Origin of the sequence: Bacillus sp. TL12, from assembly GCF_022625245.1 — a bacterium.
Classification (GTDB): Bacteria; Bacillota; Bacilli; order Bacillales; family Bacillaceae_G; genus Bacillus_A.
In genome coordinates this window covers 254182-279162 of record NZ_JAJJBY010000002.1, presented here as the reverse complement: position 1 = coordinate 279162, position 24981 = coordinate 254182, and the positions used below count along the sequence as shown (strand labels likewise).

The 24981-nt window shown below is 36.0% G+C and carries 30 protein-coding genes; 9 read left to right on the top strand and 21 right to left on the bottom strand.

Features of this window, described 5'->3' with window-relative positions:
- Positions 1-31 precede the first annotated feature (31 nt).
- Entirely contained in the window at positions 32-3361 is a 3330-nt protein-coding gene (dnaE, locus tag LOK41_RS03405) for a DNA polymerase III subunit alpha (RefSeq protein WP_241815238.1), read from the bottom strand.
- 117 nt (positions 3362-3478) lie between these two features.
- Here dnaE and ytrH point away from each other — a divergent pair, with 117 nt between their 5' ends.
- Positions 3479-3814: a sporulation membrane protein YtrH gene (gene ytrH / locus LOK41_RS03400; protein WP_174101674.1), complete on the top strand. Its 336-nt coding sequence runs from the start codon at positions 3479-3481 to the stop codon at positions 3812-3814.
- On the top strand, positions 3811-4314 hold the full coding sequence (gene ytrI, locus LOK41_RS03395) for a sporulation membrane protein YtrI (RefSeq protein WP_174101676.1): 504 nt from the start codon (positions 3811-3813) through the stop codon (positions 4312-4314). The genes ytrH and ytrI overlap by 4 nt, the downstream gene beginning before the upstream one ends.
- 60 nt (positions 4315-4374) lie before the next feature.
- Here the strand turns inward: ytrI and LOK41_RS03390 are convergent, their stop codons facing one another.
- Both LOK41_RS03390 and LOK41_RS03385 read right to left on the bottom strand, forming a co-directional pair.
- Positions 4375-4650 (bottom strand): stage V sporulation protein S, encoded by a 276-nt coding sequence (locus LOK41_RS03390; protein ID WP_241815237.1) that lies wholly within the window; start codon positions 4648-4650, stop codon positions 4375-4377.
- 423 nt (positions 4651-5073) lie between these two features.
- Positions 5074-6006 carry a DHH family phosphoesterase gene (locus tag LOK41_RS03385; protein WP_241815236.1) on the bottom strand — a complete coding sequence of 311 codons (933 nt, stop codon included), beginning with the start codon at positions 6004-6006 and terminating at the stop codon, positions 5074-5076.
- A 246-nt stretch (positions 6007-6252) separates the two neighbouring features.
- On the opposite strand from LOK41_RS03385, the gene LOK41_RS03380 reads away from it, so the two are divergent.
- A complete protein-coding gene (locus LOK41_RS03380) occupies positions 6253-6558 on the top strand; it encodes a YtpI family protein (protein ID WP_241815235.1) in 306 nt (101 codons plus the stop codon).
- Positions 6559-6580: 22 nt separating this feature from the next.
- Here the strand turns inward: LOK41_RS03380 and LOK41_RS03375 are convergent, their stop codons facing one another.
- Together LOK41_RS03375 and LOK41_RS03370 are read right to left on the bottom strand one after the other, a co-directional pair.
- A complete protein-coding gene (locus tag LOK41_RS03375) occupies positions 6581-6841 on the bottom strand; it encodes a DUF3949 domain-containing protein (RefSeq protein WP_174101681.1) in 261 nt (86 codons plus the stop codon).
- Between the two features lie 1048 nt (positions 6842-7889).
- Positions 7890-9203 (bottom strand): DRTGG domain-containing protein, encoded by a 1314-nt coding sequence (locus LOK41_RS03370; protein WP_241815234.1) that lies wholly within the window; start codon positions 9201-9203, stop codon positions 7890-7892.
- A gap of 247 nt (positions 9204-9450) precedes the next feature.
- On the opposite strand from LOK41_RS03370, the gene LOK41_RS03365 reads away from it, so the two are divergent.
- On the top strand, positions 9451-9609 hold the full coding sequence (locus tag LOK41_RS03365) for a hypothetical protein (protein WP_241815233.1): 159 nt from the start codon (positions 9451-9453) through the stop codon (positions 9607-9609).
- A gap of 39 nt (positions 9610-9648) precedes the next feature.
- Here the strand turns inward: LOK41_RS03365 and LOK41_RS03360 are convergent, their stop codons facing one another.
- Entirely contained in the window at positions 9649-10332 is a 684-nt protein-coding gene (locus LOK41_RS03360) for a metal-dependent hydrolase (RefSeq protein ID WP_241815291.1), read from the bottom strand.
- A gap of 148 nt (positions 10333-10480) precedes the next feature.
- Here LOK41_RS03360 and pepQ point away from each other — a divergent pair, with 148 nt between their 5' ends.
- Positions 10481-11578, top strand: coding sequence for a Xaa-Pro dipeptidase (pepQ, locus tag LOK41_RS03355; protein ID WP_241815232.1), 1098 nt, complete (start codon positions 10481-10483; stop codon positions 11576-11578).
- A 19-nt stretch (positions 11579-11597) separates the two neighbouring features.
- On the opposite strand, the gene LOK41_RS03350 is transcribed toward pepQ, so the two are convergent.
- Positions 11598-11996 (bottom strand): hypothetical protein, encoded by a 399-nt coding sequence (locus LOK41_RS03350; protein WP_241815231.1) that lies wholly within the window; start codon positions 11994-11996, stop codon positions 11598-11600.
- A 137-nt stretch (positions 11997-12133) separates the two neighbouring features.
- Here LOK41_RS03350 and LOK41_RS03345 point away from each other — a divergent pair, with 137 nt between their 5' ends.
- Positions 12134-12967: a DUF2785 domain-containing protein gene (locus LOK41_RS03345; RefSeq protein ID WP_241815230.1), complete on the top strand. Its 834-nt coding sequence runs from the start codon at positions 12134-12136 to the stop codon at positions 12965-12967.
- A gap of 13 nt (positions 12968-12980) precedes the next feature.
- Here LOK41_RS03345 and LOK41_RS03340 read toward each other — a convergent pair whose 3' ends face one another.
- From LOK41_RS03340 to LOK41_RS03305, 8 genes are all read right to left on the bottom strand, one after another.
- A complete protein-coding gene (locus LOK41_RS03340) occupies positions 12981-13187 on the bottom strand; it encodes a hypothetical protein (RefSeq protein WP_241815229.1) in 207 nt (68 codons plus the stop codon).
- Between the two features lie 281 nt (positions 13188-13468).
- The gene (locus LOK41_RS03335) at positions 13469-13813 is read right to left on the bottom strand and encodes a DUF6176 family protein (RefSeq protein WP_241815228.1); all 345 of its coding nucleotides are present in this window, start codon (positions 13811-13813) and stop codon (positions 13469-13471) included.
- A gap of 2 nt (positions 13814-13815) precedes the next feature.
- Positions 13816-14610, bottom strand: coding sequence for a GNAT family N-acetyltransferase (locus LOK41_RS03330; RefSeq protein WP_241815227.1), 795 nt, complete (start codon positions 14608-14610; stop codon positions 13816-13818).
- Entirely contained in the window at positions 14607-14939 is a 333-nt protein-coding gene (locus LOK41_RS03325; protein ID WP_241815226.1) for a cupin domain-containing protein, read from the bottom strand. Before LOK41_RS03325 ends, LOK41_RS03330 begins: the two co-directional genes overlap by 4 nt.
- Positions 14940-15045: 106 nt before the next feature.
- Positions 15046-15183 (bottom strand): hypothetical protein, encoded by a 138-nt coding sequence (locus tag LOK41_RS03320; RefSeq protein ID WP_241815225.1) that lies wholly within the window; start codon positions 15181-15183, stop codon positions 15046-15048.
- A gap of 118 nt (positions 15184-15301) precedes the next feature.
- On the bottom strand, positions 15302-15727 hold the full coding sequence (locus LOK41_RS03315) for a hypothetical protein (protein ID WP_241815224.1): 426 nt from the start codon (positions 15725-15727) through the stop codon (positions 15302-15304).
- 143 nt (positions 15728-15870) lie between these two features.
- Positions 15871-17004, bottom strand: coding sequence for an alanine dehydrogenase (gene ald / locus LOK41_RS03310; protein WP_241815223.1), 1134 nt, complete (start codon positions 17002-17004; stop codon positions 15871-15873).
- 274 nt (positions 17005-17278) lie between these two features.
- Positions 17279-18166 carry an SDR family oxidoreductase gene (locus LOK41_RS03305; protein ID WP_241815222.1) on the bottom strand — a complete coding sequence of 296 codons (888 nt, stop codon included), beginning with the start codon at positions 18164-18166 and terminating at the stop codon, positions 17279-17281.
- Between the two features lie 58 nt (positions 18167-18224).
- Here LOK41_RS03305 and LOK41_RS03300 point away from each other — a divergent pair, with 58 nt between their 5' ends.
- Positions 18225-18683, top strand: a complete 459-nt coding sequence (locus tag LOK41_RS03300) for a universal stress protein (RefSeq protein WP_241815221.1) — start codon at positions 18225-18227, stop codon at positions 18681-18683.
- 42 nt (positions 18684-18725) lie between these two features.
- Here LOK41_RS03300 and LOK41_RS03295 read toward each other — a convergent pair whose 3' ends face one another.
- Positions 18726-19421, bottom strand: coding sequence for a hypothetical protein (locus tag LOK41_RS03295; RefSeq protein WP_241815220.1), 696 nt, complete (start codon positions 19419-19421; stop codon positions 18726-18728).
- A 115-nt stretch (positions 19422-19536) separates the two neighbouring features.
- Here LOK41_RS03295 and LOK41_RS03290 point away from each other — a divergent pair, with 115 nt between their 5' ends.
- Positions 19537-19716, top strand: coding sequence for a ProA domain protein (locus LOK41_RS03290; protein ID WP_241815219.1), 180 nt, complete (start codon positions 19537-19539; stop codon positions 19714-19716).
- Between the two features lie 138 nt (positions 19717-19854).
- On the opposite strand, the gene LOK41_RS03285 is transcribed toward LOK41_RS03290, so the two are convergent.
- Entirely contained in the window at positions 19855-20196 is a 342-nt protein-coding gene (locus LOK41_RS03285; RefSeq protein ID WP_241815218.1) for a zinc ribbon domain-containing protein YjdM, read from the bottom strand.
- 346 nt (positions 20197-20542) lie between these two features.
- Between LOK41_RS03285 and LOK41_RS03280 the strand changes: the two genes are divergently transcribed.
- Positions 20543-21112 (top strand): DinB family protein, encoded by a 570-nt coding sequence (locus tag LOK41_RS03280; protein WP_241815217.1) that lies wholly within the window; start codon positions 20543-20545, stop codon positions 21110-21112.
- Positions 21113-21155: 43 nt separating this feature from the next.
- Here the strand turns inward: LOK41_RS03280 and LOK41_RS03275 are convergent, their stop codons facing one another.
- The 4 genes from LOK41_RS03275 to LOK41_RS03260 all read right to left on the bottom strand — a co-directional run bounded on the left by LOK41_RS03275 (position 21156) and on the right by LOK41_RS03260 (position 24821).
- The gene (locus LOK41_RS03275) at positions 21156-21386 is read right to left on the bottom strand and encodes a hypothetical protein (RefSeq protein WP_241815216.1); all 231 of its coding nucleotides are present in this window, start codon (positions 21384-21386) and stop codon (positions 21156-21158) included.
- 285 nt (positions 21387-21671) lie between these two features.
- On the bottom strand, positions 21672-22025 hold the full coding sequence (locus tag LOK41_RS03270) for a DUF3139 domain-containing protein (protein WP_241815215.1): 354 nt from the start codon (positions 22023-22025) through the stop codon (positions 21672-21674).
- Positions 22026-22230: 205 nt separating this feature from the next.
- Positions 22231-23619, bottom strand: a complete 1389-nt coding sequence (argH, locus tag LOK41_RS03265) for an argininosuccinate lyase (protein WP_241815214.1) — start codon at positions 23617-23619, stop codon at positions 22231-22233.
- The gene (locus tag LOK41_RS03260; RefSeq protein WP_241815213.1) at positions 23616-24821 is read right to left on the bottom strand and encodes an argininosuccinate synthase; all 1206 of its coding nucleotides are present in this window, start codon (positions 24819-24821) and stop codon (positions 23616-23618) included. The genes argH and LOK41_RS03260 overlap by 4 nt, the downstream gene beginning before the upstream one ends.
- Positions 24822-24981 lie beyond the last annotated feature (160 nt).

Genomic DNA, 24981 nt, shown 5'->3' with positions numbered 1-24981 from the left:
TATAATAATCGAACTATAGGGAAATTGTCCATTATATTTTCACTACGACATTTTCCTTACCGACTATTTCACAAAGTGCTTCTAAACATTCTTCACTTGGATGGATTGACAAACTACGAGATAATTGTACCATTTTATGTTCCTTTTCATAATAAATTAGTACTTTCGCAAAACCTGAATAGTTAAACAATATTTTCGTAACCTGATTTAACAACTTCTTTTCGTACTGCGATGGTAGTTTTACATAAATTGTTGCTTCTTTCATTTCATTGTAAACATCCATTTGTTCTAATGAGTAAAGACCGTTTACAATCCATTGCAATTTATGATTTCGCTGTTCAATTGTCCCTTCCACTAAAACAATTTCACCTTCTTGTAACCTTTCCGAAAAATGAATATATGTCTCCGGAAAGACAACCGCTTCCATTTCATCATTTTGATCACAAAACGTGACGAACGCCATTTTTTGTAACTTTTTCGTCCGAATGACTTTTACACCTGTTATATATACAATGGCACGTTGTACTTTTCGCTTTTGCCTCATCGCTTGCGCAAGCGACGGAATTTCTAGTTCTTTCACAAGCTTTGCATACTGCGCCGTTGGGTAACTGGATAAATAAAAACCAAGTGCTTCTTTCTCATTATTTAATTGTTCAATAAAAGATAGCTCATCTCCTTGTACATATACAGATTTTGGGACACTATCTTCTCCTAATTCACGCGCAAGGCTTGCATACTCTAAAGCACCCTTTATGCTATTAAACAAAGTTGTTCGCGAAACTTGAAAATCGTCGAAACAGCCAGCCCAAACAAATGCCTCTAAGTTGCGCTCCGTAACAAACTTTGCCGGCATGCGAAGACAAAATTCAAATAAATCTTGGAATGGACTTTTTTCCCTCTCCTCAATCACAGCACTCACTGTAGCCATCCCGATATTCCGAATCGAAAGCAAACTATAACGAATTGCATTTCCTTCTATTCGGAAATTATAACTACTTCTATGCAGAGATGGCGGTAAAACCCGAAAACCTTTGCGCTTCGTTTCGCGTATATATTGCACAATCTTATCTTCATTTCCTATCGCACTGGATAATAGGGCAGTCATAAACTCTAAAGGATAGTTCGCTTTTAAATAAGCCAGCTGGTATCCAATCATACTGTACGCTACAGCATGACTGCGGTTAAAACCGTAATTCGCAAATCTAACAATTAAGTCATAAATTTGTTCCGCTGATGTTTCATCATATCCATTTCGTAAACAACCTTGTACAAAATGCTTACGTTCTTGATCTAAAATCTCACGTTTTTTCTTACTTACCGCACGGCGAAGTAAGTCAGCTTCTCCAAGTGAAAAACCTGCTAACTTCGAGGCGATCTGCATAATTTGCTCTTGGTAAACAATTACGCCATATGTGCTCTCTAAAATCGGTTTCAAATCATGGTGTAAATATTGAATTTGGTGTTTTCCATGCTTCGATTCAATAAAGGTTGGAATTTGCTCCATCGGTCCTGGACGATATAAAGAGTTAACCGCAACAATATCTTCAAACTCATTTGGTTTTAAACTACGTAATACACTCCGCATTCCCCCGGATTCAAGTTGGAAGACACCTGTTGTATCCCCTCTTCCAAGTAGCTGGAATGTCTTTTCATCCTGAAGAGGTAAATTTCGTATATCAATTTGTTTCCCGGTTTTCCCTACAATAAACGTAAGGATGTTTTCAAGTAACGTTAAATTACGTAAACCTAGAAAATCCATTTTTAACAAACCAAGCTCTTCTAACACTTCTGCTGGATATTGCGTTACATATACATCATTATGTCCTTCTTGAATCGCAACACTTCCTGTTAACGGCTCCTGACTCATGATGACTCCTGCCGCATGAATAGATGTATGACGCGGCATACCTTCGACACGCTTCGCAATTTCAAAAACACGCTCATGCAAGAGATTCCCTTGTACAAATTCACGAAGCGATCTGGATTCTTCATATGCTTCTTTTAGTGTGATTCCAAGCTTTGACGGAATAAGTTTTGAAAATATGTCAATATCCCTTGGTGGAAGCCCCATTACGCGGGCGATATCTCGAATCGCTGCTTTTGCAGCAAGCGTTCCGAACGTAACAATTTGAGCAACACGAAGCTGACCATATTTATCTTTTACATAACGAATCAGCTCATCACGTCTAATATCCGGAAAATCAATATCAATATCTGGGAGCGTAACACGTTCAGGATTTAGAAATCGTTCAAACAGCAAATCATACTCAATTGGATCGATATCTGTAATTTCTAACACATAAGAAACAAGTGAACCCGCTGCCGAACCACGGCCCGGTCCTGTTAAAATGTCATGTTCATGAGCGTATTTCATAAAATCCCAAACAATAAGGAAATAATCGCTAAATCCCATACGAGAGATAACTTCAAGTTCATGATTTAAACGTTTCCGATGTATATCTTGAACCTTTCCATATCGCTTATTTAGACCCTCATCACAAATGCGGCGCAAATAAGTATCTGACGTTTCGTTAGATGGAACAGGAAACTTCGGCAATTGATTGACGTGGAAAGGAATTTCTACGTGGCAACGTTCAGCTATACGAACTGTATTTTGAAGCGCTTCTTCTTCATGAGAAAATAAAGCTTCCATTTCAGCGGATGACTTTAAATAGTACTGATCTGTTTTGAGCCTTGGTCTATCTGGATCCGTCATCTTCGTTCCGCCCTGGACAGATAACAAGCATTCCTGCACAAGCGCATCGCTTTGATTCACATAGCGGACATCATTTGTCGCAACGATTGGAATGCCTATCTCACTTACGAATTGTGGTACGTTCTCTTGCAAGAATAGCTCATCTTGAATCGCATGATGCTGCAAACTCATATAAAAGCTTCCAAACATATTTTGATATGCACGAGCTACATCTTCAGCAAGATCATCTCTTCCTTGTAATAATAACTGTTCAATTTCCCCATCTTTTCCTGGTGAAATTGCAATTAACCCTTTTGCATAATGAGCAAGCCACTTTTTCGGAATTCCGTCTTTAGACTTCGTCATGATGGCGCTAGAAATTTTCAATAAGTTTTGATAACCTATTTCATTTTCTGCAAGTAATACAAGCGGATAAGTCCCCTCTTCTTCCCCACTAAAAACAGAGGCTGTTAACCCAATAATTGGCTGTATGCCATTTTTCTTACATGCTTTATAAAATGGAATCACCCCGTACATCACATTTTCATCTGTAATCGTAAGCGATGAAAAACCAAGCTCTTTCGCCCGGATGACTAGCTCATCGATTTTACAAGCACTTTTTAACAAACTATAAACGGTTTGACATTGTAAATGCACAAACTTCACTGTTGTACCCTCTCTTTATCTATTTGACTACTTTCATTATAGGTGATGAAGAAAGCGGAAATCAAAACATACTTCTTATACTTTGTCCATATATATGAAGAAGAAAGGGGAATAACGATGGATGTAGATCAAAGATTTTTCTCTCTACTTATTACAACTTACTTTATTGCCTTTGGGGTTATGCTTGGCGGTTCTATAATTGGTGGCATCGGTGCTTTTTTAGTTGGAAAACCCGCACTCACCGCAATTAATCAATTTTCTCAAAACTTAAGAATTTGGGCACTCGTCGCAGCAATTGGGGGAACGTTTGATACATTTTATAGCTTTGAACGAACTTTCTTTGAAGGTGCTACAAAAGACATCGTAAAACAAATTTTACTCATTTTTTTCGCAACAGGCGGCATGCAAACCGGTCTCATTATTATTAAATGGCTCACGCAGGAGCATGTATGAGGGTCCCTAACGCTTCTACTGCTAAACGATGGTATTTATTTTTAGCAGGCGCTGCTGTTGGCGGTATTCTAAGCTGGTTTATTTTTTTGTACATATACGGTGTTTTTCAACAAGAGCAAGCAAGTACAATTGCAGAACAAAAACAAATTATTAAACAACAGGAAGAAAAACTCCATGTTCTCCTTGAAGACCACGATAAATTAAATAAAGAAAACAAACAACTCTTAACAATCCAAGAAATTAAAATTAAAATTGCAAACGGAGATAAATACGATTTAGACAACCTAACTTTAGAAAACATTACAACTTCTATTCATAATGATTTACAACATCTCTTAACAAAAAACATACAAAGCATTGCGCAAAATAAAGAGCTACTAAAAAAAGCAATTGAGAATAAAGTATATAAGCATTATGACCGAAACTATCGCTTTAAAGTCGACATGATTTCTTTTGATACCGTGCTCGAAATCAGCATCAATATAAAACAAGAAAAGTAGCTCTTCACCTGATCCCTTTTACTCAGGTGAAGAGCTATTTTTTCATATTTTGGCAAGCTGCTAAGATCTAATTTTTCTAGGGCCTACAATTAATTTGATTGCTGTTCTTTCTTGATTATCGATAGAAATATCCTGAAACGCTGGAATGAGAACCAAGTCAATACCACTAGGAGCTACAAATCCTCTTGCGATAGCAATGGCTTTAATTGCTTGATTTAAAGCCCCGGCTCCAATCACTTGAATTTCTACATTACAATTTGCTCTTAATACCCCTGCAATTGCACCCGCGACTGAATTAGGACTTGATTTTGACGATACCTTTAATGTATTTTCCATATAAGTGGTTGCTCCCTCTGTTATTTGATGGACTTTTTCTTTACCAACTGGAATGTAATTAACGTATCTTTAACTAATATTCACACCTAACGCAAACAGTACTATTAACTATACTCATTCGATATTTTTTGAATTCTTCCTGCTCATCTGTCCCAAATACAAAAAGATGACTAAACTTAAAAATTTAGTCACCTTTTTTATTCATCGCATCCTAATTCACACCACTATTTCGTAATGCAGTCCTTTCAGATGAATAGTTACATACCTACATAAGTAATGTACGATTCTTTATTGGCATGTACTTTGGGTATATAAGAGGATTTTTTTGTTTAAGTCGATCTTAATTTAAATCAACATTTGTCAACATGCTAAAGAAAAGTAAAGCTTTAAGCTCTACTTTTCTTGTTTTTAATACAGCTATATTTACTTACAAATCTCACGTAAGTCTGCGAAAAGACGATCCGCTTCTTCCCAAGAAGATGCTTTCGCACCAGAAGCCATCGGATGTCCTCCGCCGTTATACTGCATTGCTAATTTATTAATAACAGGTCCTTTTGAACGAAGGCGAACGCGAATTACATCTTCCTCTTCTAAAAAGAGAACCCAAGCTTTTAATCCGTCAATATTACCAAGTGCTCCTACAACGCCAGATGCCTCTGAAGGAAGTACATCAAACTCTTCTAATACTTCTTTTGTCAGCTTAATATACGCTGCACCTTCTTCTGTTATTGTAAAGTTTTGTAAAATAAATCCATTTAAACGAGCGATTTTCTCTTTCGTTTTATACATTTCATTATATAGATTTGGAAACTCAACACCCATCTCAACAAGCTCTGCCGCAAAGCGTAATGTTCTTGCAGATGTATTTGGGAATAAGAAACGCCCTGTATCTCCAACAATTCCAGCCAAAATAAGGCGCGCAGATTCAGTTGTAAGCTTCAATCCTTTATCTTTTCCGTAAGTATAAAACTCATAAATGAGCTCGCTTGTAGAACTTGATGTCGTATCTACCCACGTAATATCTCCGTATGGGTCTTCATTCGGATGATGATCGATTTTAATCAGCATCTTCCCTTTCGTGTAACGCTGATCACAAACTCTCTCTTGATTCGCTGTATCACAAACGATAACAAGTGCATTTTCGTAAGTCTCATCATCAATTTCATCCATTACTCGTAAATACGATAACGAAGGTTCATTGTATCCAACCATATAAACCTTTTTCTCTGGAAACGATTCTTGAAGAATTGTTCCAAGACCACATTGAGAGCCTAATGCATCTGGGTCTGGACGCACATGACGGTGAATAATAATCGTATCGAACTCTTTAATTGCTGCTAAAATTTGTTCATGCATATGTATAGTCTCCTTTTTATAAAAATCTCACTTTATTTTTCATTATAACGTAAAACAATTTATACATAGAAAGAATTGCTTTATAATAATAGTGTGAAAGTTTCGATAATGTCTCTTTATTTTCTCTTAGCACGGGGCCAAAGCAGGCACTGACCGCTTCTATGCTTGAGTGGATCCTCTCTTCCGCCTAAAAAGATGGGGGTTTATTGAGATTTACCTATATACAAAATAATGGAGGATTGTATTATGCCAGTATTAGTCTTTTGTATTATCGTCTCATTTATGTTGTACCTCTTCTATAAAACAAAATATTTTCGTACAAATCGTCCGATGGAAAAAGGATGGCTTGCTGGAAAATCCGGGATGGCGCTTGGCGTATTCGTTGCGTTATTTGGTGCAAATCAGTTTTTCTTAGAGCTCTCTACCGCGCGTATCATCGTCGGTATCTTATTTGTCTTATTTGGTGGGGCAAGCATTTTTAATGGATTCCGCCAATATAAATACTTCTCACCTCTTGCAATAGAGGAAGCAGAGGCCTATGAAACAATGTAATCATGCAAAAAGCATCAGCCATTCATGCTGATGCTTTTTTACGATTTTTTATTTTTAAAATCAAATAGGCAACAAGCGCAGGTGGTATATTAAAAGGGTTTCCTTGCACGTGAAAATGTAATTGTTCTTCCTCAAAAGACATATTTTTATATAGTTCTTGTTGTGAACGTCTTGTTCTTTGTCTCTGTTCATTTAAACCTTCAATGTAAAGATACTGGATCGGTATCATCGCAAGAAAATAAAATAATGCAACACCGCCAAAAAAGAGCAACTCTGATGACATATGGAACACCATCCTTTTTCTTTTTATATATTAATTATCTGATAATTCAATTATACTACAATTTAATTACCAAATGAAGGGAATATGTATCGCTTTTTTATGTCCCTACATATCAGTAACGGCTATGAAACCAAAAAAGATCTCCCACTCATTTTCTCCTTCTGTCCTCACTGGGCATGGGGCTAAAAAAGCACTGGCCGCTTCTACACCTCGGCGGATCCTCTCTTCTAATCTAAAAAGAGTGGTTTTATATCTCTATTTCAATTTATATATTTTGCTTTTCAAGCACCTACTTCACAGTCTCGAAAACTAAAGAAGACCTCCTCTTATTTTCTCCTTCTGTCCTCACTAGGCACGGTGCTAAAACAGGCACTGGCCGCTTCTACACCTCGGCGGATCCTCTTTTCCAACCTAAAAAGAGTGGTTTATACCTTCATTTCATTTATATATACTGATTTTCAAGCACCTACTTCACGGCCTCGAAAACTAAAGAGGACCTCCTCTTATTTTCTCCTTCTGTCCTCACTAGGCACGGTGCTAAAACAGGCACTGGCCGCTTCTACACCTCGGCGGATCCTCTTTTCCAACGTAAAAAGAGTGGTTTATACCTTCATTTCATTTATATATACTGATTTTCAAGCGCCTACTTCACGGCCTCGAAAACTAAAGAGGACCTCCTCTTATTTTCTCCTTCTGTCCTCACTAGGCACGGTGCTAAAACAGGCACTGGCCGCTTCTACACCTCGGCGGATCCTCTCTTCCAACCTAAAAAGAGTGGTTTATACCTTCATTTCATTTATATATACTGATTTTCAAGCGCCTACTTCACGGCCTCGAAAACTAAAGAGGACCTCCTCTTATTTTCTCCTTCTGTCCTCACTAGGCACGGCGCTAAAACAGGCACTGACCACTTCTACACTTCGGCGGATCCTCTCTTCTAATCTAAAAAGAGTGGTTTTATATCTCTATTTCAATTTTTATGTATACATAAAAAAAGCTGAATGAATCTCCCCAAAAAAGGGATTTTTCATTCAGCTCTTTTCCATTCTTATCGATCAATAAGTTGCACCATTAACAGCGCTTTCCCAACAACATCTCCTCCGTGCCGCACTTCCACATCTACCTTTCCAAATTTACGACCGATTTCTAACACCTTCGGATGTACAGAAACAACGTTGTCGATTTGAACTGGCTTTACAAAGTAGATTGTTAAATTCTCAACAATCGAATCGCTTTTTTTCTGCGTACGGATAGCGCGATTCGTTGCTTCTGTAACAACAGTTGTAAATACACCATATGATAATGTCCCAAATGAGCTTGTCATTTGTGGCGTCACAGAAAATTGATAACTATGTTCGTGTTTTGCTTCTTTCGGCGTCACAAATTGATTTGTGACGATATCTTCAATCGTCTCCCCAACTTGCGGTTGACGTTGAATCATTTGCAGTGCTTGCAGTACGTCTTGACGGCTAATAATCCCTTGCAGATGGTTGCTTTCATCGACAACAGGAAGAAGTTCAATCCCTTCCCATACCATCATACGCGCTGCCGCTGCAACAGACATTTTCCCGTTTACTGTAATCGGCTGCTTTGTCATTACTTTTTCAATTGGCGTTTCTTTTGCGATGCCAATCATATCTTTTGAAGTAACAATCCCTAATACTTTTTTATTTTCATCTACAATTGGATAACGTCCATGCATCGTTTCTTCATTATACGCATGCCATTGCTCTACTTTATCGGTAGGTTTTAAATATAACGTTTCTTCAATTGGTGTTAAAATATCTTCAACGAGTACAATTTCCTTTTTGATAAGCTGATCATAAATGGCGCGGTTAATGAGCGTTGCCACCGTGAATGTATCATAGCTACTTGAAATAATCGGCAACTTTAATTCATCTGCTAATTTTTTCACATGATCTTCTGTATCAAAGCCACCTGTAATTAATACGGCAGCACCTGCTTCTAACGCTAGTTGATGCGCATTCGTACGGTTACCGATAATCAACAAGTTCCCCGCTTCTGTATAACGCATCATCGCCTCTAACTTCATGGCCCCAATCACGAATTTATTTAATGTTTTATGTAACCCTTCTCTTCCGCCAAGCACTTGGCCATCGACAATATTGACTACTTCGGCATATGTTAGTTTTTCAATGTTTTCCTTTTTCTTTTGTTCAATTCGGATTGTTCCGACACGTTCAATTGTACTAACATATCCTTTATTCTCTGCATCTTTAATCGCACGATAAGCTGTTCCTTCACTTACACTCAAATCTTTTGCAATTTGACGTACAGAAATTTTATGCCCTATAGGCAGGCTATTAATATGTTCTAAAATTTGATTATGTTTGGTAGCCAAATGGTTTCACCATACTTTCTTTTCCCTAAATTCTTCATGTGCTGTATTTTTAGTATACTATATTTCCGAAACTGTTACACTGCACTTTTATGTACCTGTACTATTTTTTTTATAACAAAAATGACTCTTACATTTCATTAGTCACATTCTTACAACAGTGTAATGCTATTGTCACCGTATTCGATAGTTTGTCCCTGATTTCAAATGTACAATAAAGACAAGAAATCAAACAAAGGAGCGAATGAAAATGAAAAAATTTTTAGAAGTTGTAGGTGCTGTATTTTTAGCTTTCGTTGATGGTAAAAAGGTTGCAACGGAATTAAATGAGGCACCAGAACAAACATTACCAGAAACAAAAGAAACACCAAAACAAGCACAGACTTTTCAACCTATTTTACACACATAAAAACCCCTCACTTGTCTTTTCAAATGAAGGGTTTTTTTCTTATAGTGTAATACTTTCTCCAGCTTCTAATACCTTTCCTGTACTACTTGTTAGTTTTTGTACAAAAAGATGCGGATCTTGCTCAATTACTGGGAACGTATTGTAATGCATCGGCACAACCGTTTTTGCACCAATCCATTCCGCAGCTAACACTGCATCCTCTGGTCCCATTGTAAAGTTATCACCGATTGGTAAAAATGCCACATCGATGTTGTTAAGAGAACCGATTAATTTCATATCCGAAAATAAAGCGGTATCTCCTGCATGGTACACTGTTTTCTCTTCTGCCGTAAATAAAATTCCAGCTGGCATTCCTGTATATGTAATGGTCTGATTTTCCTCATCAATATAGCTAGACCCATGAAATGCTTGTGTAAACTTCACTTTTCCAAAATCAAATACATGTGAACCACCGATATGCATTGGATGTGTATTCACACCTTGCCATCCTAAAAATGTCGCGAGTTCAAACGGCGCCACAACCACTGCATTATTCTTCTTCGCAAGCGCTACTGTATCACCAACATGATCACCATGACCGTGCGATAAAATAATTGCGTCTACCTTGACATCTTCAGCCTTTAAATCTGTTTTCGGATTACCTGTTAAAAACGGATCAATTAAGATAACTTTTCCATTCGTTTCAATCTTTACAACTGAATGCCCGTGATAAGATACTTTCATCATTATATTCCTCCCTTGTTTACATTCACACCTTCTATTCTACATAATTTCACAATTTCCTGTCTTTTCAAACAGCGATTTGCTTGTCATAACGCTTTCATCCGATGTAAAGTAATACATGTAACTGAAATCTCGGAGGTGCCAATCTATGAATACTAGATTAGAAAATTTAATGCAATGGCTACAAGAACAAAACGTGGAAGCTGCATTTATAACTTCTACACCAAACGTCTTCTATATGACAAACTTCCATTGCGAGCCGCACGAAAGACTACTCGGTCTATTTGTCTTCCAAGAAAAAGAACCAATTTTAATCTGTCCTAAGATGGAAGAAGGCCAAGCTCGAAACGCTGGCTGGGCGCACGAAATTATCGGATTTACTGATACAGACAAGCCATGGGATATGATTGCACAAGCAATGAAAGATCGCGGCATTGATGCAACTGCAGTAGCAATTGAAAAAGAACATTTAAACGTAGAGCGCTATGAAGAATTAACAAAATTATTCCCAAAAGCTGCTTTCAAATCTGCGGAAGAAAAAGTACGCGAACTTCGTTTAATTAAAGATGAAAAAGAACTTTCTATTTTACGCCAAGCAGCTTACATGGCAGATTACGCTGTTGAAATTGGTGTAGAGGCAATTAAAGAAGATCGCAGTGAATTAGAAGTGTTAGCAATCATCGAGCATGAATTAAAGAAAAAAGGCATCCATAAAATGTCCTTTGACACAATGGTATTAGCAGGCGCAAACTCTGCCCTGCCACACGGTATTCCAGGAGCAAACAAAATGAAACGCGGTGACTTCGTACTATTTGACTTAGGCGTAATCATTGATGGTTACTGCTCTGACATTACACGTACAGTCGCATTTGGCGATATTTCAGAAGAACAAACACGCATTTACAACACTGTATTAGCTGGCCAATTACAAGCGGTTGAAGCTTGTAAACCAGGCATTACACTTGGCGAAATTGACAATGCTGCTCGCTCTGTTATCGCAGATGCAGGTTACGGAGAATTCTTCCCACACCGCTTAGGTCACGGGCTTGGCATTAGCGTACACGAATATCCAGATGTAAAAGCAGGCAACGAATCACCATTAAAAGAAGGTATGGTCTTCACAATTGAACCAGGTATTTACGTACCAAACGTAGGTGGCGTTCGTATTGAAGATGATATCTACATTACAAAAGATGGATCAGAAATTTTAACGAAATTCCCGAAAGAATTACAGTTTGTAAAATAAGAAAAAGGTAGCGACTGCGCTACCTTTTTTCATTATCATTTTTTGATTTTAAAGTAAAAGTTTCCTCATACTTATTATCCCATTTAATAGTAACTGTGATTGCTTCATCTTTATTAATTACCGCGCAGCCCATACAAGACGAAGTCATTTCAATCCTTCCTCCTTTCCGGATCTCTTCTTTCCGAGAAGTTCGGCCATTACTCTGATTAATAACAATTTCTAAACTTTTAAATTCTGTATTTCCGTCGCTATTCTTATAACGAAATGTGTAAATTCCATATTCCTCATTGCCATCAATATTCACGGAATATTTCCCATCCCAATGATTGCTTTCTCCAGAAAATACAACATATTCATTAGAGCATCCTACTAAAAAAAGAATGTTCAATAATAAAAAGAGAAATGCCTTTTTCCTCATACTCCCTCCTTATTTTTGCGGTGAGCGATACGAAAATACATACTTTCTTTTCCATATATATAATATTTATTTCTTGTATATTCTTTATTCCTATCATAACATTTAAATACATAATTTTCTAAAAAAGGAGAGATCTCATGCAACAACTTCAAAAACAATTAGAGGAAATAAGGGCTAATCATTACGTCATAGATTCCACTATAGATATTGATAATTTAAGTTCAACAATGCTCCAACATATCGGTGTACCAAATGGCTACTTACGGGATAAATTAATCTACACGACCTTTTTCCATCTCATTAAGAATGACCATATCCCAAACACACGATTACAACAATTATTGTCGCAAAGTATAAGCGAGCAATATTTATTTTATAAAATAAATATTGACGATAAGGACGCTGTATTTACTCGGGCGTTTACAACATTATTAATTGCTTTAATTTTAAGTGCCGATACAAAACATAACTTCTTATCAGAGTCTGATATATTAAAAGTAAAAGATAAATTAATTTTATACATGAAGCAAGAACATGATTTTCGCGGGTATGTAAACGGTCAAGGCTGGGCTCATAGTATCGCTCATGTTTCCGATACATTCGATGAACTCATTAAAAACCCGAAGCTTGAAACTGAACATTATCAAGAAATACTGCAAACCTTATTAGAAAAAATAAATGTACATACACTGTATTACAAGTACGAGGAAGATGAACGAATTGTCTATCCGATTGTCGCTATGTTGCAAAATGGCTTAGAAGAAAAAGAACTCATCGCATCCTTACATTCCTTAGTAAATCAAATGCAATCTCAAAAAACAAAATTATCTATCATACTTTATGAAACATTATATGGAAATGTAAAATCATTTTTACGAAGCTTATTCTTTAGATTAAGAGCATTATCTATATGTAAAGAAACAGAGAAGCAAATTGAAATATTATTAAAAGAGTTAAACAGGTACTACTAAAAAAGAAGGCCACTCAAAAAGTGCCTTCTTCCATTTCACTAATATTCAATTGAAACTTTACAATCCAAACGGAGAAAAGGTGTACACAAATCGCAATAGCCATACATATACCACTCAAAAAAGTTAAAATTGGATGCGAGTATAACTGACCTAAGCCATAAGACGCTCCAATGAAAAACATTGTTATGTAGATGTAGATTGCTCCATGTATTTGCTTCATAACAGCCCCCTTTTCCCATATTATAACATAAATTTTCTAACTATTCTAATTACTTTTTGATAATCCTTGTTTCTCAACTGTTACACCTCTTACATCTATATATATGATGTCCCTTTTAACTATATTTAATCGTACATTATTGATTACTAGTAACGCAAAATAACCACGATATTCATCGCGCTAATAGAAATTATTTTATAAGCAGAAAAAACTTTCTGCAGACAAAAAAGCCCATCTATTTCGATGCGCTTTTCTTACTACATACAAAGAATACTATTCTATTACTTCATCGCTTCTTTAACAACATCTTGAATCATGACAACTTCTGTCTTCATATCAACTGCCGGTGCTTCTTCATCAATGCATTCATACCAAAACTCTAAATGCTTTTTATCGATTTCATGCTGAGAGCTTTCGACATCCGTCCCGCCTTCTCCTTGGACAGAATACCAATATAGGTATTCTTCACCATCTCTTATTTCCCGGAAAATTGTCTCTACATACATTTTCTCGTCGTTTAATGTCAAAAGCACTTCTTTCATATGATTATTGAGAAGTTTCATCCATTCATCAATGCGATGACTCTTACCTTGTTTTACCTTGAATCTTGTTAATTCGATGTTCATGTTTATTCCCCCATCTTTTTTCGTACATATAAAACATATTCTATCGAATGACCAAAACCTAGTTTACTAGCTAACTTTTGTGAAGGAATGTTGTCCATATTACAATCCCAGCACGGCGTAATCCCACTTTGTATACAATGTTCTATAAAATAAGTTGCGACTAACCGAGCAAGTCCTTTTCCTTGATAATCTGGATGTGTTGCAATATCAATTTCAGCAAAGTCATGCCCTCTAAGAATCGAAACACATTCAGCTACTACTTTTTGACTTTGAATCATACAAAATCCAAAGCCATGCTTTAAAAACGCTTCTTTTGATTTCCAATACTCTTTATAATACTGCTCTGTAAATTCAGTACTTTTTTCTATTACATTTGTATCGATTCGCATAATCTGGTACGTAAAATCATCTAATTCTCTTTTTCTCTCTTCAAAGATATTCCTCTGAAATAGCAGTTTTTTTCGAGTGATGTTCCTAAAAGAATCATTGAAATAATTTTCAATAACCATCTCCCACTCTTTACTAGAAGTAAAGAGCGTAAATCGTTTCCTCTGTGTTAAAATTTCAGTTTCAATGTAAGAAAACAAAGTACGTTGAAATTCCTGATCATATGTATCTCCAAACAAATAATAAATACCATTAGCAGTCGCAATTATTCCCGCTGTTAACCTCTCATTTACAAAGATTTCACCATCTATTATCCGATTACATACTGCATAGGCAAAAGTAGCTGTCCGTTTATCCTTTTCTAAAACTGGAAGAATCGTATCATATTCTACTAGTGCTAACTTTTTCATACATTCTCCACAATAACAGTATCCGCATCTAAATTTTCAAAACAAAGGTTAACCGTTCGCTGCAAAGCTCTAGTTCGGTGAATGGTACCTGCTGGAATTAAAATAGAATCGTTCGGTTTTAGTATAACTGTGTCCCTATCTTGAAAATCAATTAATAGTTCTCCCTCTAACACGATAAATAGCTCATCCGAGTTTGAATGAAAGTGCCAATCATATTCCCCCGTAAACACAGCAATTCGTAAACAGTGACTATTCACATTTGATACAACAAAATTTTTATGCTGCTCGGTAATACCTTTTGTGAGTTCTAAAAGATTTACTTTCTCCATCCTTCTCTCATCCCCTAGTTATTAACTATTTCCCCCAAAACCATCCAAGTGCAATAATCATCATACAAACCCAAAAGCCGATCGTTCCAAAATCAATATCTTTTTCCTATTTCTTCTTCCGTACCCTTTTCACCTCTTCTTTTAACTCTTGTACACTTTTTTCTAATTTAATAATTGCATCTTGCATCTCATTCAGTTCATTTTTTTCTTGTACTTTTTCTTCTGGTTCTTTCGCTAAATTCATTGCTATGCCCCTTCCTGCGACGTCCTATTCCATTCTAGTGCTCTTGTTTTTTCAAAATCTATTTTTATCTTTCGTCATTCTGAAGAATACAATACTTCAAAGGAAATTACTTTCAGTTTTAATCTCCGCCACCTCCGCAATCTCCACCCCCGCTATCGCTTGCACTACTACAATCATTATCGCTATAGTTTACAAATCCACTTGAGGAATTGGAAGAGCGTTTCTTTTTCTGCTTTCTTTTCTTATCTTTTCTACTTTCACGGCTTGGCCATACTTTATCAAACACTACAAAAAACAGACCGAATGGTGCAAAAAAAGCAATGCCCTGAAAGATATCTTCCAAAAATTCAGGTCTTATCTCTATTTGATAAAATACACCTAACAAATACATACACAAAATCACATATAAAACCATACTAATATACCTAGCAATTTCCTCTATACGAAGAGCCAATTTCTTTTGAAATGGTATATTCTGTTCTTGCTTTTTCTTTATATATTTCTGCCGTTTTATCTGTTTTTTCTTCCTACTCTTTCTCCCCATGACATTCCCTCTCTTATTTTCCGCATACAATTACAAACTATCATAAGAGGAATTGTATTAACAAGAAAAAAATTCCATTTTGATAGATTTTTAACTAACAAAAAAGCCCTCCTTATCATAAGGAGGGCTTCGTCTCATATTTATTATGATAAAGCAGGAGCTTTTTCTAGCAGCTCTTTCGCATCAGCATATTGTAGACCGTGAGCTTCTGCAACTGCTTCGAATGTTACATAGCCATCTAATGTGTTAATACCTTTTAATAATGCAGTATTACCTAGGCAAGCTTGTTTGTAGCCTTTGTTAGCAATTTGTACTGCATATGGTACTGTTACGTTTGTTAATGCAAGAGTTGATGTACGTGGAACCGCACCTGGCATGTTTGCAACTGCATAATGAACAACACCATGTTTTTCGTAAGTTGGGTTATCATGAGTTGTAATGCGATCAGTTGTTTCGAAAATACCACCTTGGTCAATTGCGATATCTACTACAACAGAACCTGGTTCCATTGATTTAATCATTTCTTCTGTTACAAGTTTTGGCGCTTTTGCACCTGGAATTAATACCGCACCGATTACAAGATCAGATTCTTTTACAGCTTCTGCGATGTTGTAAGGGTTAGACATTAAAGTTTTCACTTGGTTACCGAAAATGTCATCTAATTGACGAAGACGTTCTGCACTTAAGTCAATAATTGTTACGTCAGCACCTAAACCAACTGCAATTTTGGCTGCGTTTGTACCAGCTTGACCACCGCCGATAATTGTTACTTTACCGCGTTTTACCCCTGGAACGCCTGCTAGTAAGATACCTTTTCCGCCTTTTGTTTTTTCAAGGAATTGCGCACCAATTTGTGCAGACATACGACCAGCTACTTCGCTCATAGGTGCAAGTAGTGGTAAAGAACGATTGTCTAATTGTACTGTTTCATAAGCAATTGATGCTACTTTGTTATCAATTAAAGCTTTTGTTAATTCTGGTTCTGGAGCTAAGTGTAAGTATGTGAATAAAATTAAACCTTCACGGAAGTAACCATATTCGCTTGCAATTGGCTCTTTTACCTTCATAACCATATCTTGATTCCATGCTTCTTCAGCAGTTTCAACAAGTTTTGCTCCAGCTTGTACATATTCTTCATCTGTAAAGCCAGATCCTAAACCTGCGCCTTTTTGAACAAAAACTTCATGACCATTGTGTACCAAATGTACAGCACCAGCTGGCGTCATTGCCACGCGGTTTTCATTGTTTTTAATTTCTGTTGGAATACCGATACGCATTATTAATTCCCCCTTGAGTTATGAAATGACCCCTGAATCATTTTTTAAAGCGCTTTCTACACTCTTATATTTTAACATAATATCTCAATATTTGACAAAAAATAATGCGAATTTTCCGATAGATTTTACCCCGCATTAACGGACAGTAATATCCCCCTCTCAAGATGAAAAAGCCCCAAATTTAGGTGGGGGATACACTGTCCATAAATGCCCGATTGGTTCAACTAACCATCATTTGGGGATAAAGCTCCCAATGATGGAAGTTTCACTTTATCTATTTTTGTCGATATCTATGAATGACGTCAACTGCACCTGTTACTTCTATAATGGTGCCCGTAATCATATCGGAATCTTCCTCGCATAAAAATGCAATGGTACGAGCGATATCTTCACCTGTCCCAGATCTACCAATTGGCGTCCTAATGTCTTTCATCTTACGCGCCTCTTGAATCGTTGCTTCTTTCATTTCACCAATGATATCGCCTGGGCAAACCATATTTGATGTAATGCCATACTCTGCTTCTTCATAAGCAATTGTCTTTGTTAACGAAACAAGTCCTACCTTTGCAGCTGCGAATGCCGAACGATACATCCAGCCTGGTGCACTATCTGCTCCTTGAAATCCATAATTAATAATTCGGCCAAAATGATGTTTTCTCATAATCGGAACGACAAGCTTTACTAAACGAAACACTGCTGTTAGGTTTCCTTGTATCATTTCACTCCATTCATCTTCTTCGTATTCAATTAAATTTTTACGTTCAAATACGTAAGGACCCGCATTATTAATTAAAAAATCGATTTTGCCAAAGCGGCCGATTGCTTCTTCTACTATTTTATGTAAATCTTCTTTATTAGTGACATCCGCTTGTACAAACTGCAAACGTTCTTCTAGATGTTTATATTTTTCCTTCATTGTTTCTACAGCACGCATATCACTATGATATGTTACAGTTACTGAATATCCTTCAGCCAATAATTTTTCTGTTACTTTCTTTCCTAAACCTTTCGTACCGGCTGTAATGAGCGCGTGTCTCACAAAAATAGCCTCCTTTTTATTCCTATACTCAATATGTAACAAGTTCTCCCTGCAATTACAACTAAAAAGAATCGAAATAAATTTTTCAAAATTCTGTAACGTTTTCCACAAGCACGTTACCATATTTTGTTTTATAATTAAGTTGTAAAAGGTTATAAAAATGAATTGGGAGGAATCTACTATGAATAATACATATACAAATATTTTAATTGCAGTGGACGGTTCCAAAGAAGCAGAAAAAGCCTTTAAAAAAGCAATTCAAGTCGCAAAACGTAACAACGCAACATTAACAATCGCTCATATCGTTGATGTAAAAGCATACTCTGCAGTAGAAGCATATAGCAGAGCAATTGCTGAGCGTGCAAACCTTTTTGCAGAAGATCTATTAGAAGACTACAAAAAAACTGCAGCTGAAGCTGGTCTTGAAAAAGTTGAACTTGTATTAGAATTCGGTAATCCAAAATCTAAAATTTCAAAAGAAATCGCTCCAAAACATAAAGTAGACTTAATCATGTGCGGTGCAACTGGTTTAAACGCAGTAGAACGCTTCTTAATCGGTAGCGTCTCTGAACATATTATTCGCTATGCGAAATGCGATGTCCTTGTTGTTCGTGGTGAAGAAGAGCAAGGTGATCTTTAATAAATAGAGAAAACACCAAGTCTGATACGGACTTGGTGTTGTTTATTTTACATATTTCCCGATAAATACAAAGCATGCTATACAAACTATGACAATTGCATATAAGAATGACGGCAAAAACTTCATTGCCCATAATCCCATTGTAATGGTTGCAAGTGTCAAATAACTCATTTTCGCATAGTATGTCATTTTTTTTCGTAAAAGAAATACATATAAATAACCAATTGGTGGTGTGACCAAACAAAGAATGAAAATGAGTGTTGAATTGAAATACCATTTTTGTTTGGCAAGTTGCTCTATTTCTTCTTCTACCATTTTATCTTCTTGTTCTTTTATATCTTTTTCAAAAGGATCCTCATCTTCCCCAGCCTTTTCGCTCATATAAGGAATAAAGTGAAAAAAGAAATAGTAGAAAAACATTGTCGCTCCCAGCTTTAAATCGAATCCTTTTTCTGCTATACGTTCACTTACAAAACTCAATATTATTGGAAAAACAAAAACATATGTCATCATCCAAAATATTTTCTTTCGCTTTGACCGTTTCCTCTCTTGTTCATTTTGTTCCTGCTTTTTTCTATATATCAAGAGTGAGATACAACAATCCATTACAAATATACAAAAAATAAAAAGAGCGATATACGTAGGTTTTATATATTGTAAAGTGACAATGGTAGGAAAAGCATATTTAAGCATAATAGCCGTATATAAAATAATGACAACCCTATAAAACAACTCCACCTCTCCCTTACTTTTAGCATCCTAATAATAAAACATTAACATATAAAATACAGATATTGTTATACAATAAGTAAGTTTCGGTTACGCTAAGAAAAAACGAAATGAGGAATACTAAATGGGAGATCACGAACGAATTATTTTAGATGTAAATGATGAAGAAATTGAAATGCTCGATACAATCTGTTCTCATTTTAAAGAAAAGCACGGCGTTGAGCTAAGCCACGGTGCATTACTACGTGATTTAATGGATATTGAGTATATTCGTATTACAGAAAATAGACATAAATATGAATAAGGAAAAATGTCATAACATTACACTCATTTAGAGGTTATACGATTGTATAACCTCTTTTTTCATAAGAAAAAGACGTTCATTATGCGGCAACACTACTTTACTGAACGTCTTTCCAATCACTTATCTATAATTTTATCCTTATGCCTTTTTAACAAATTCAGATTTTAATTTCATAGCTCCAAAACCGTCAATTTTGCAATCGATATCATGATCTCCATCAACTAAACGGATACTCTTTACTTTCGTACCTATTTTAATAACGGACGAAGTCCCTTTTACTTTAAGGTCTTTGATTACTGTTACAGCATCACCATCGTTTAAAATATTTCCATTTGCATCTTTTACAACTTTGTTATTTTCACTATTTTCAGTATCTGATTCTAAAGCCCACTCATGTGCACACTCTGGGCAAACAAAAAGACTTCCATCTTCATACGTATATTCTGAATTACATTTCGGGCAATTTGGTAAAGTTTTCATATTCTTTCATTTCCTCCATTATAAAAATTACTGTCAATTCCCTTTTTATAGCTTCGTAACCATAACAATTACGAACTTAAAATTCACGAAAAATAGGGATGGTCCTTATATACTGCCATAGTATTTTCAGATTGACAAGCCAACTTTATGTGAACATGTTTTCTAAAAAAGAGGATATATCGTATAGTGCGCTCTCCTTTTTTACGTTGATGGCGATACAGTAAAGTTAAATTTTCGAACGTACTATCCTATATGAAGAGTTGTTTTAATATAGGTTCCCCTTCCAAAATACAAAACAATTATAATAATGGTATAATTAGGAAAACTAAATAGGGGGTTCCGTTAAATGAAATCCGAAAGTATATCCAAACATTTTCGCACATTACATCAACAAAGATCTCGATTTCTCCCTAAACTACAATCACTTCCGCAAGAAGAACTATGGCATCGAAATAAAAATGTGCAATGGTCAATTGGAGAACATCTCTACCACCTGTACTTAATTGCAAAAATGCTAAAAGTTGCAATTAAGTTTTCTTTCACACTTCTTCCCTATGCCAAGATAAGAAGAAATGCCCCGTTTACAACTGACATACATGACATCTATGCAGAGTACAAAGAAAAACATGGGCGAGGAATGAAAGCACCTTGGATTTTAGTACCACCCAAAAAAATCTATTACGCTATGAACGGAAAAGAATTAGAACAATTGCTAGTAAACGAAACAAATGCAATCAAAGTATGCGTTCAAAATATAGAAGAAAACATTGCAGGGCACATTGTATTTTTTGATCCAATCGCTAAGTATCTAAACCTCATTCAAGCTATTCAACTTTTAGCGATACATGAGAAACATCATTTTTTAATCATTGAAAATATCTATAAAATAATGCATGCACGTAGTCTAAAAGTATAAAAACAATAAATCAGTGAGGGCTAAATCCCCACTGATTTAAGTTTCACTTTATCTTTACTTCTTCTCCTACATATTCCAAATGCCATGCATCTTGAATCGATAAGACTGGAGACCCGCTTGTATTCTTTGCAAACCGAAGAAGACCATATTCTCCTGCGTAAAATACGGAAGCGGTGATAGGAAAACAAGGATAGTACTGATCTTCAAACCCCGGCACTGCTTTATTCTGCACTTGTTCTTCGATCTGGAGCTCAATATCTTTTATAGATAACATAGTATTACCTCCCTATTCTTTTTGAATTTCATTTGAGGTAAATTACTTAATAAGCTGGCATTATGAACGCTCCTTACATTACTAAATTTTCCATCTATCCAAATTTCAACTTTAGATTACGAAACTCCTTTCCCCTTTAACACACTTATTATTTTTTCTCGTAATAAAAAAGAGGATACTTTGCTCCTATATGGAGCTTAGTATCCTCTCATGTTCATGAGAAATCATTCTATTTACACCGATTTTACACTTCAAAGTTCAAGTATCCACTCAACACTTTCTTTACTATTTAAGCTCTTGGTGTTTTCCGCCCATACCACCTGGTGCATTTGTTTGTTGATGAACAGAGGGTTTATTTGTCTTAGAATCCCGCCAAACTTTATACGTATACGACTCATTAGGTTCATCTTTAAACATTACATTCATACCATAAGAACCTTCTTTACTATAAAAGGCCGGTTTTATTGATAAAATATCACTTTCTTTATATCCTTTTTCCTGTAAGTGCCACATTGTTAACATAATTGCTTCTTCTCGTTTTTCACGTTCTCCTACATACATATATTTATCTACCAGAAAAATTTTCACGTTAAAACTTAAACTAATTAGTAGTACAAGAATAAAAATTATCTTTTTCATACATGCTCCTATCAAGTACAATTATCCTTCATAATCAACAGCAAAAAAGGTTGAACTTTTTTCTCTATATTATAAAAGGATACCATATTCATTTCCTAAAATATAGAAAACTCAATATTAGGCTAAGTATCTATTTAAAAATATGATATATACAAAAAAGAGGGTAATATGCTCCTATACAGAACATATTACCCTCTTCACATCCTTATAAACTTACTGTCTCTCCTACTAACACCTTCGCTTTTTCCAGCGCTTGTTCGATTTGAACAAACCCTGTCCCACCTGCACTATTACGACGTTTTACCGCTGCATACGGTGAAAGAACTTCATATAAATCCTCTTCAAATAACGGACTCATTTCTTGATATGTTTCTAGCGGTACATCTAATAGATAGATTCCTTTTTGTGTACAATGAAGAACGAGCTTCCCGACAATTTCATGCGCTTGGCGGAATGGAAGTCCTTTGCTTGCCAAGTAATCAGCAATTTCTGTTGCATTAGAGAAGTCCTGTTTTACAGCTTGCCCCATTTTTTCTTTGTTTACAGTCATCGTTTCTAGCATGCCAGCCATAATATGCAGGCAGCCTTCTACTGTTTTCACTGTATCAAACATTCCTTCTTTGTCTTCTTGTAAATCTTTGTTATAAGCAAGTGGTAAACCTTTCATTACCGTTAATAAACTAAATAGGTTTCCGTATACTCTCCCTGTTTTACCACGAATAAGTTCAGCCATATCAGGATTTTTCTTTTGCGGCATAATGCTGCTTCCTGTTGCATACTGATCGCTCATTTCAATAAATTGAAACTCCTGACTGCTCCATAAAATGAGTTCTTCACAAAAACGTGATAAATGCATCATTAATATAGATGAGTTGCTAAGAAACTCTAATATGAAATCACGGTCACTTACCGCATCTAAGCTATTTTCATAGATTCCGTCAAAACCGAGAAGCTCTGCGCTATACGCACGATCAATCGGAAATGTTGTTCCCGCAAGTGCGCCTGCACCAAGCGGAGACATATTAATGCGCCCGAGTGAATCTTCATAGCGGTTTACATCACGCTCTAGCATCCAGAAATATGCAAACACATGATGAGCGAACGAAATTGGTTGCGCACGCTGCAAATGTGTATATCCTGGCATAATCGTTTCAACATTCTTCTCTGCTTGATGAACAAGAACAGATTGCAATTGTTTCGTTGCCTTTATAATATCTTTCACTTTATTACGTAAATATAAATGCATATCTGTCGCAACTTGATCATTACGGCTTCTTCCTGTATGAAGTTTCCCACCAACTTCACCAATTTGCTCAATTAACATCTTTTCAATGTTTAAATGAATATCCTCAGCATCTACTGAAAAAGTTAATTCATTTGCTTTCGCTTTTTCTAGTAAATGTTGTAAACCTTCTTTAATTTTTTCTGCTTCTTCTTTTGTCACAATCCCCTGCTTCGCAAGCATTGTAACGTGGGCAATACTTCCTTCTATATCTTCTACCACTAATTTTTGGTCAAAGGAGATAGAAGCTCCAAACTCCTCGACCCATTCTTCTGCTTCTGCTGTAAAACGGCCACCCCAAAGTTTGCTCACGCTTCCACCTTCTTCTGATTCACTTGGCTGTATACTTTTGTTGGAAGACCAAATAAAGAAATAAAGCCAACTGCTGCATCATGGTTAAACTCATCATCCACTGTATATGTTGCTAATTTTTCATCGTATAGAGAGTACTCTGATTTACGTCCCTCTACAATTGCATGACCTTTAAACAATTTCACGCGCACTGTACCTGTTACTGTTTTTTGTGTTTCTTGTAAGAATGCAACAAGTGCTTGTTTTAAAGGCGAGAACCATAAACCGTTATAAATAAGTTCCGTTAATTTTTGTTCAATCATCGGTTTAAAATGAGCTACTTCTTTTACAAGCGTTAAATCTTCTAACTCTTTATGCGATGTAAGTAATGTCATTGCTGCTGGACATTCATATACTTCACGCGATTTAATCCCAACAAGACGATTTTCCACATGATCGATACGTCCAACACCATGTTTTCCAGCAAGAGTGTTTAACGTTTTGATTAGTTCAGAAAGCGAATAAGAAGTACCATTTAATGTTGTTGGTACACCTGCTTCAAAGCCAATTTCTACAAACTCCGGTTTATTCGGTGTATCTTCTAGTGCTAATGTCATTTCATATGCATCTTCTGGTGGTGCTGCCCATGGATCTTCTAAAATCCCACATTCATTGCTACGTCCCCACAAGTTTTGGTCAATTGAAAAAGGACTATCTAAATTGATTGGAATCGGCACATCATTTTCTTTTGCATACGCAATTTCTTCTTCACGTGACCATTTCCATTCACGTACTGGCGCAATCACTTCTAAATACGGATTTAATGCTTGGATAGAAACTTCAAAACGAACTTGGTCATTTCCTTTTCCTGTACAACCATGAGCTACTGCACTTGCTCCTTCCTGCTCCGCAACTTCTACTAGCTTTTTCGCAATTAACGGACGAGACAATGCAGAAACAAGTGGGTATTTCCCTTCGTATAACGTATGACCTTGCAGAGCCATCAATGCATATTCATTCGCAAATTCTTCTTGAACATCAATCATGTAAGATTTAACAGCTCCTACTGAAATTGCTTTTTCTTTTACGAACTCTAAATCTTTACCTTCTCCTAAATCTAAGCAAAGTGCAATAACATCGTAATTTTTCTCTTGTAACCATTTAATTGCAACGGAAGTATCCAGACCTCCGGAATATGCTAACACAACTTTTTTCTTCTCCATTTTATATCCTCCTAAAGAATAAATATTCATTATGATTTATATTAATTCAAACTTTAACACCTTTTATAAAATGAATCAAGAGATATTCGCAAAAATTTTTCAAACAATTTCGTCGAACTTCTCTCTTTTTTTCGATACAATGGAAACAGAAAATGGGGGT

What these genes read in the sequence shown, in the direction of transcription:
- LOK41_RS03285 (WP_241815218.1), bottom strand. Translation starts at nt 20,196, where the DNA reads ATGAAAACTTTACCAAATTGCCCGAAATGTAATTCAGAATATACGTAT.
- LOK41_RS03320 (WP_241815225.1), bottom strand. Translation starts at nt 15,183, where the DNA reads ATGAATTTAGCGAAAGAACCAGAAGAAAAAGTACAAGAAAAAAATGAA.
- LOK41_RS03330 (WP_241815227.1), bottom strand. Translation starts at nt 14,610, where the DNA reads ATGAAAAAGTTAGCACTAGTAGAATATGATACGATTCTTCCAGTTTTA.
- LOK41_RS03275 (WP_241815216.1), bottom strand. Translation starts at nt 21,386, where the DNA reads ATGTTATCTATAAAAGATATTGAGCTCCAGATCGAAGAACAAGTGCAG.
- LOK41_RS03360 (WP_241815291.1), bottom strand. Translation starts at nt 10,332, where the DNA reads ATGAAAGTATCTTATCACGGGCATTCAGTTGTAAAGATTGAAACGAAT.
- LOK41_RS03280 (WP_241815217.1), top strand. Translation starts at nt 20,543, where the DNA reads ATGAAATCCGAAAGTATATCCAAACATTTTCGCACATTACATCAACAA.
- LOK41_RS03300 (WP_241815221.1), top strand. Translation starts at nt 18,225, where the DNA reads ATGAATAATACATATACAAATATTTTAATTGCAGTGGACGGTTCCAAA.
- LOK41_RS03365 (WP_241815233.1), top strand. Translation starts at nt 9,451, where the DNA reads ATGAAAAAATTTTTAGAAGTTGTAGGTGCTGTATTTTTAGCTTTCGTT.
- LOK41_RS03350 (WP_241815231.1), bottom strand. Translation starts at nt 11,996, where the DNA reads ATGAGGAAAAAGGCATTTCTCTTTTTATTATTGAACATTCTTTTTTTA.
- LOK41_RS03340 (WP_241815229.1), bottom strand. Translation starts at nt 13,187, where the DNA reads ATGAAGCAAATACATGGAGCAATCTACATCTACATAACAATGTTTTTC.
- pepQ (WP_241815232.1), top strand. Translation starts at nt 10,481, where the DNA reads ATGAATACTAGATTAGAAAATTTAATGCAATGGCTACAAGAACAAAAC.
- LOK41_RS03270 (WP_241815215.1), bottom strand. Translation starts at nt 22,025, where the DNA reads ATGAAAAAGATAATTTTTATTCTTGTACTACTAATTAGTTTAAGTTTT.
- LOK41_RS03325 (WP_241815226.1), bottom strand. Translation starts at nt 14,939, where the DNA reads ATGGAGAAAGTAAATCTTTTAGAACTCACAAAAGGTATTACCGAGCAG.
- LOK41_RS03385 (WP_241815236.1), bottom strand. Translation starts at nt 6,006, where the DNA reads ATGCATGAACAAATTTTAGCAGCAATTAAAGAGTTCGATACGATTATT.
- LOK41_RS03380 (WP_241815235.1), top strand. Translation starts at nt 6,253, where the DNA reads ATGCCAGTATTAGTCTTTTGTATTATCGTCTCATTTATGTTGTACCTC.
- ytrI (WP_174101676.1), top strand. Translation starts at nt 3,811, where the DNA reads ATGAGGGTCCCTAACGCTTCTACTGCTAAACGATGGTATTTATTTTTA.
- LOK41_RS03260 (WP_241815213.1), bottom strand. Translation starts at nt 24,821, where the DNA reads ATGGAGAAGAAAAAAGTTGTGTTAGCATATTCCGGAGGTCTGGATACT.
- ald (WP_241815223.1), bottom strand. Translation starts at nt 17,004, where the DNA reads ATGCGTATCGGTATTCCAACAGAAATTAAAAACAATGAAAACCGCGTG.
- LOK41_RS03375 (WP_174101681.1), bottom strand. Translation starts at nt 6,841, where the DNA reads ATGTCATCAGAGTTGCTCTTTTTTGGCGGTGTTGCATTATTTTATTTT.
- ytrH (WP_174101674.1), top strand. Translation starts at nt 3,479, where the DNA reads ATGGATGTAGATCAAAGATTTTTCTCTCTACTTATTACAACTTACTTT.
- LOK41_RS03305 (WP_241815222.1), bottom strand. Translation starts at nt 18,166, where the DNA reads ATGGTAACGTGCTTGTGGAAAACGTTACAGAATTTTGAAAAATTTATT.
- LOK41_RS03315 (WP_241815224.1), bottom strand. Translation starts at nt 15,727, where the DNA reads ATGGGGAGAAAGAGTAGGAAGAAAAAACAGATAAAACGGCAGAAATAT.
- LOK41_RS03290 (WP_241815219.1), top strand. Translation starts at nt 19,537, where the DNA reads ATGGGAGATCACGAACGAATTATTTTAGATGTAAATGATGAAGAAATT.
- LOK41_RS03345 (WP_241815230.1), top strand. Translation starts at nt 12,134, where the DNA reads ATGCAACAACTTCAAAAACAATTAGAGGAAATAAGGGCTAATCATTAC.
- LOK41_RS03335 (WP_241815228.1), bottom strand. Translation starts at nt 13,813, where the DNA reads ATGAACATCGAATTAACAAGATTCAAGGTAAAACAAGGTAAGAGTCAT.
- LOK41_RS03390 (WP_241815237.1), bottom strand. Translation starts at nt 4,650, where the DNA reads ATGGAAAATACATTAAAGGTATCGTCAAAATCAAGTCCTAATTCAGTC.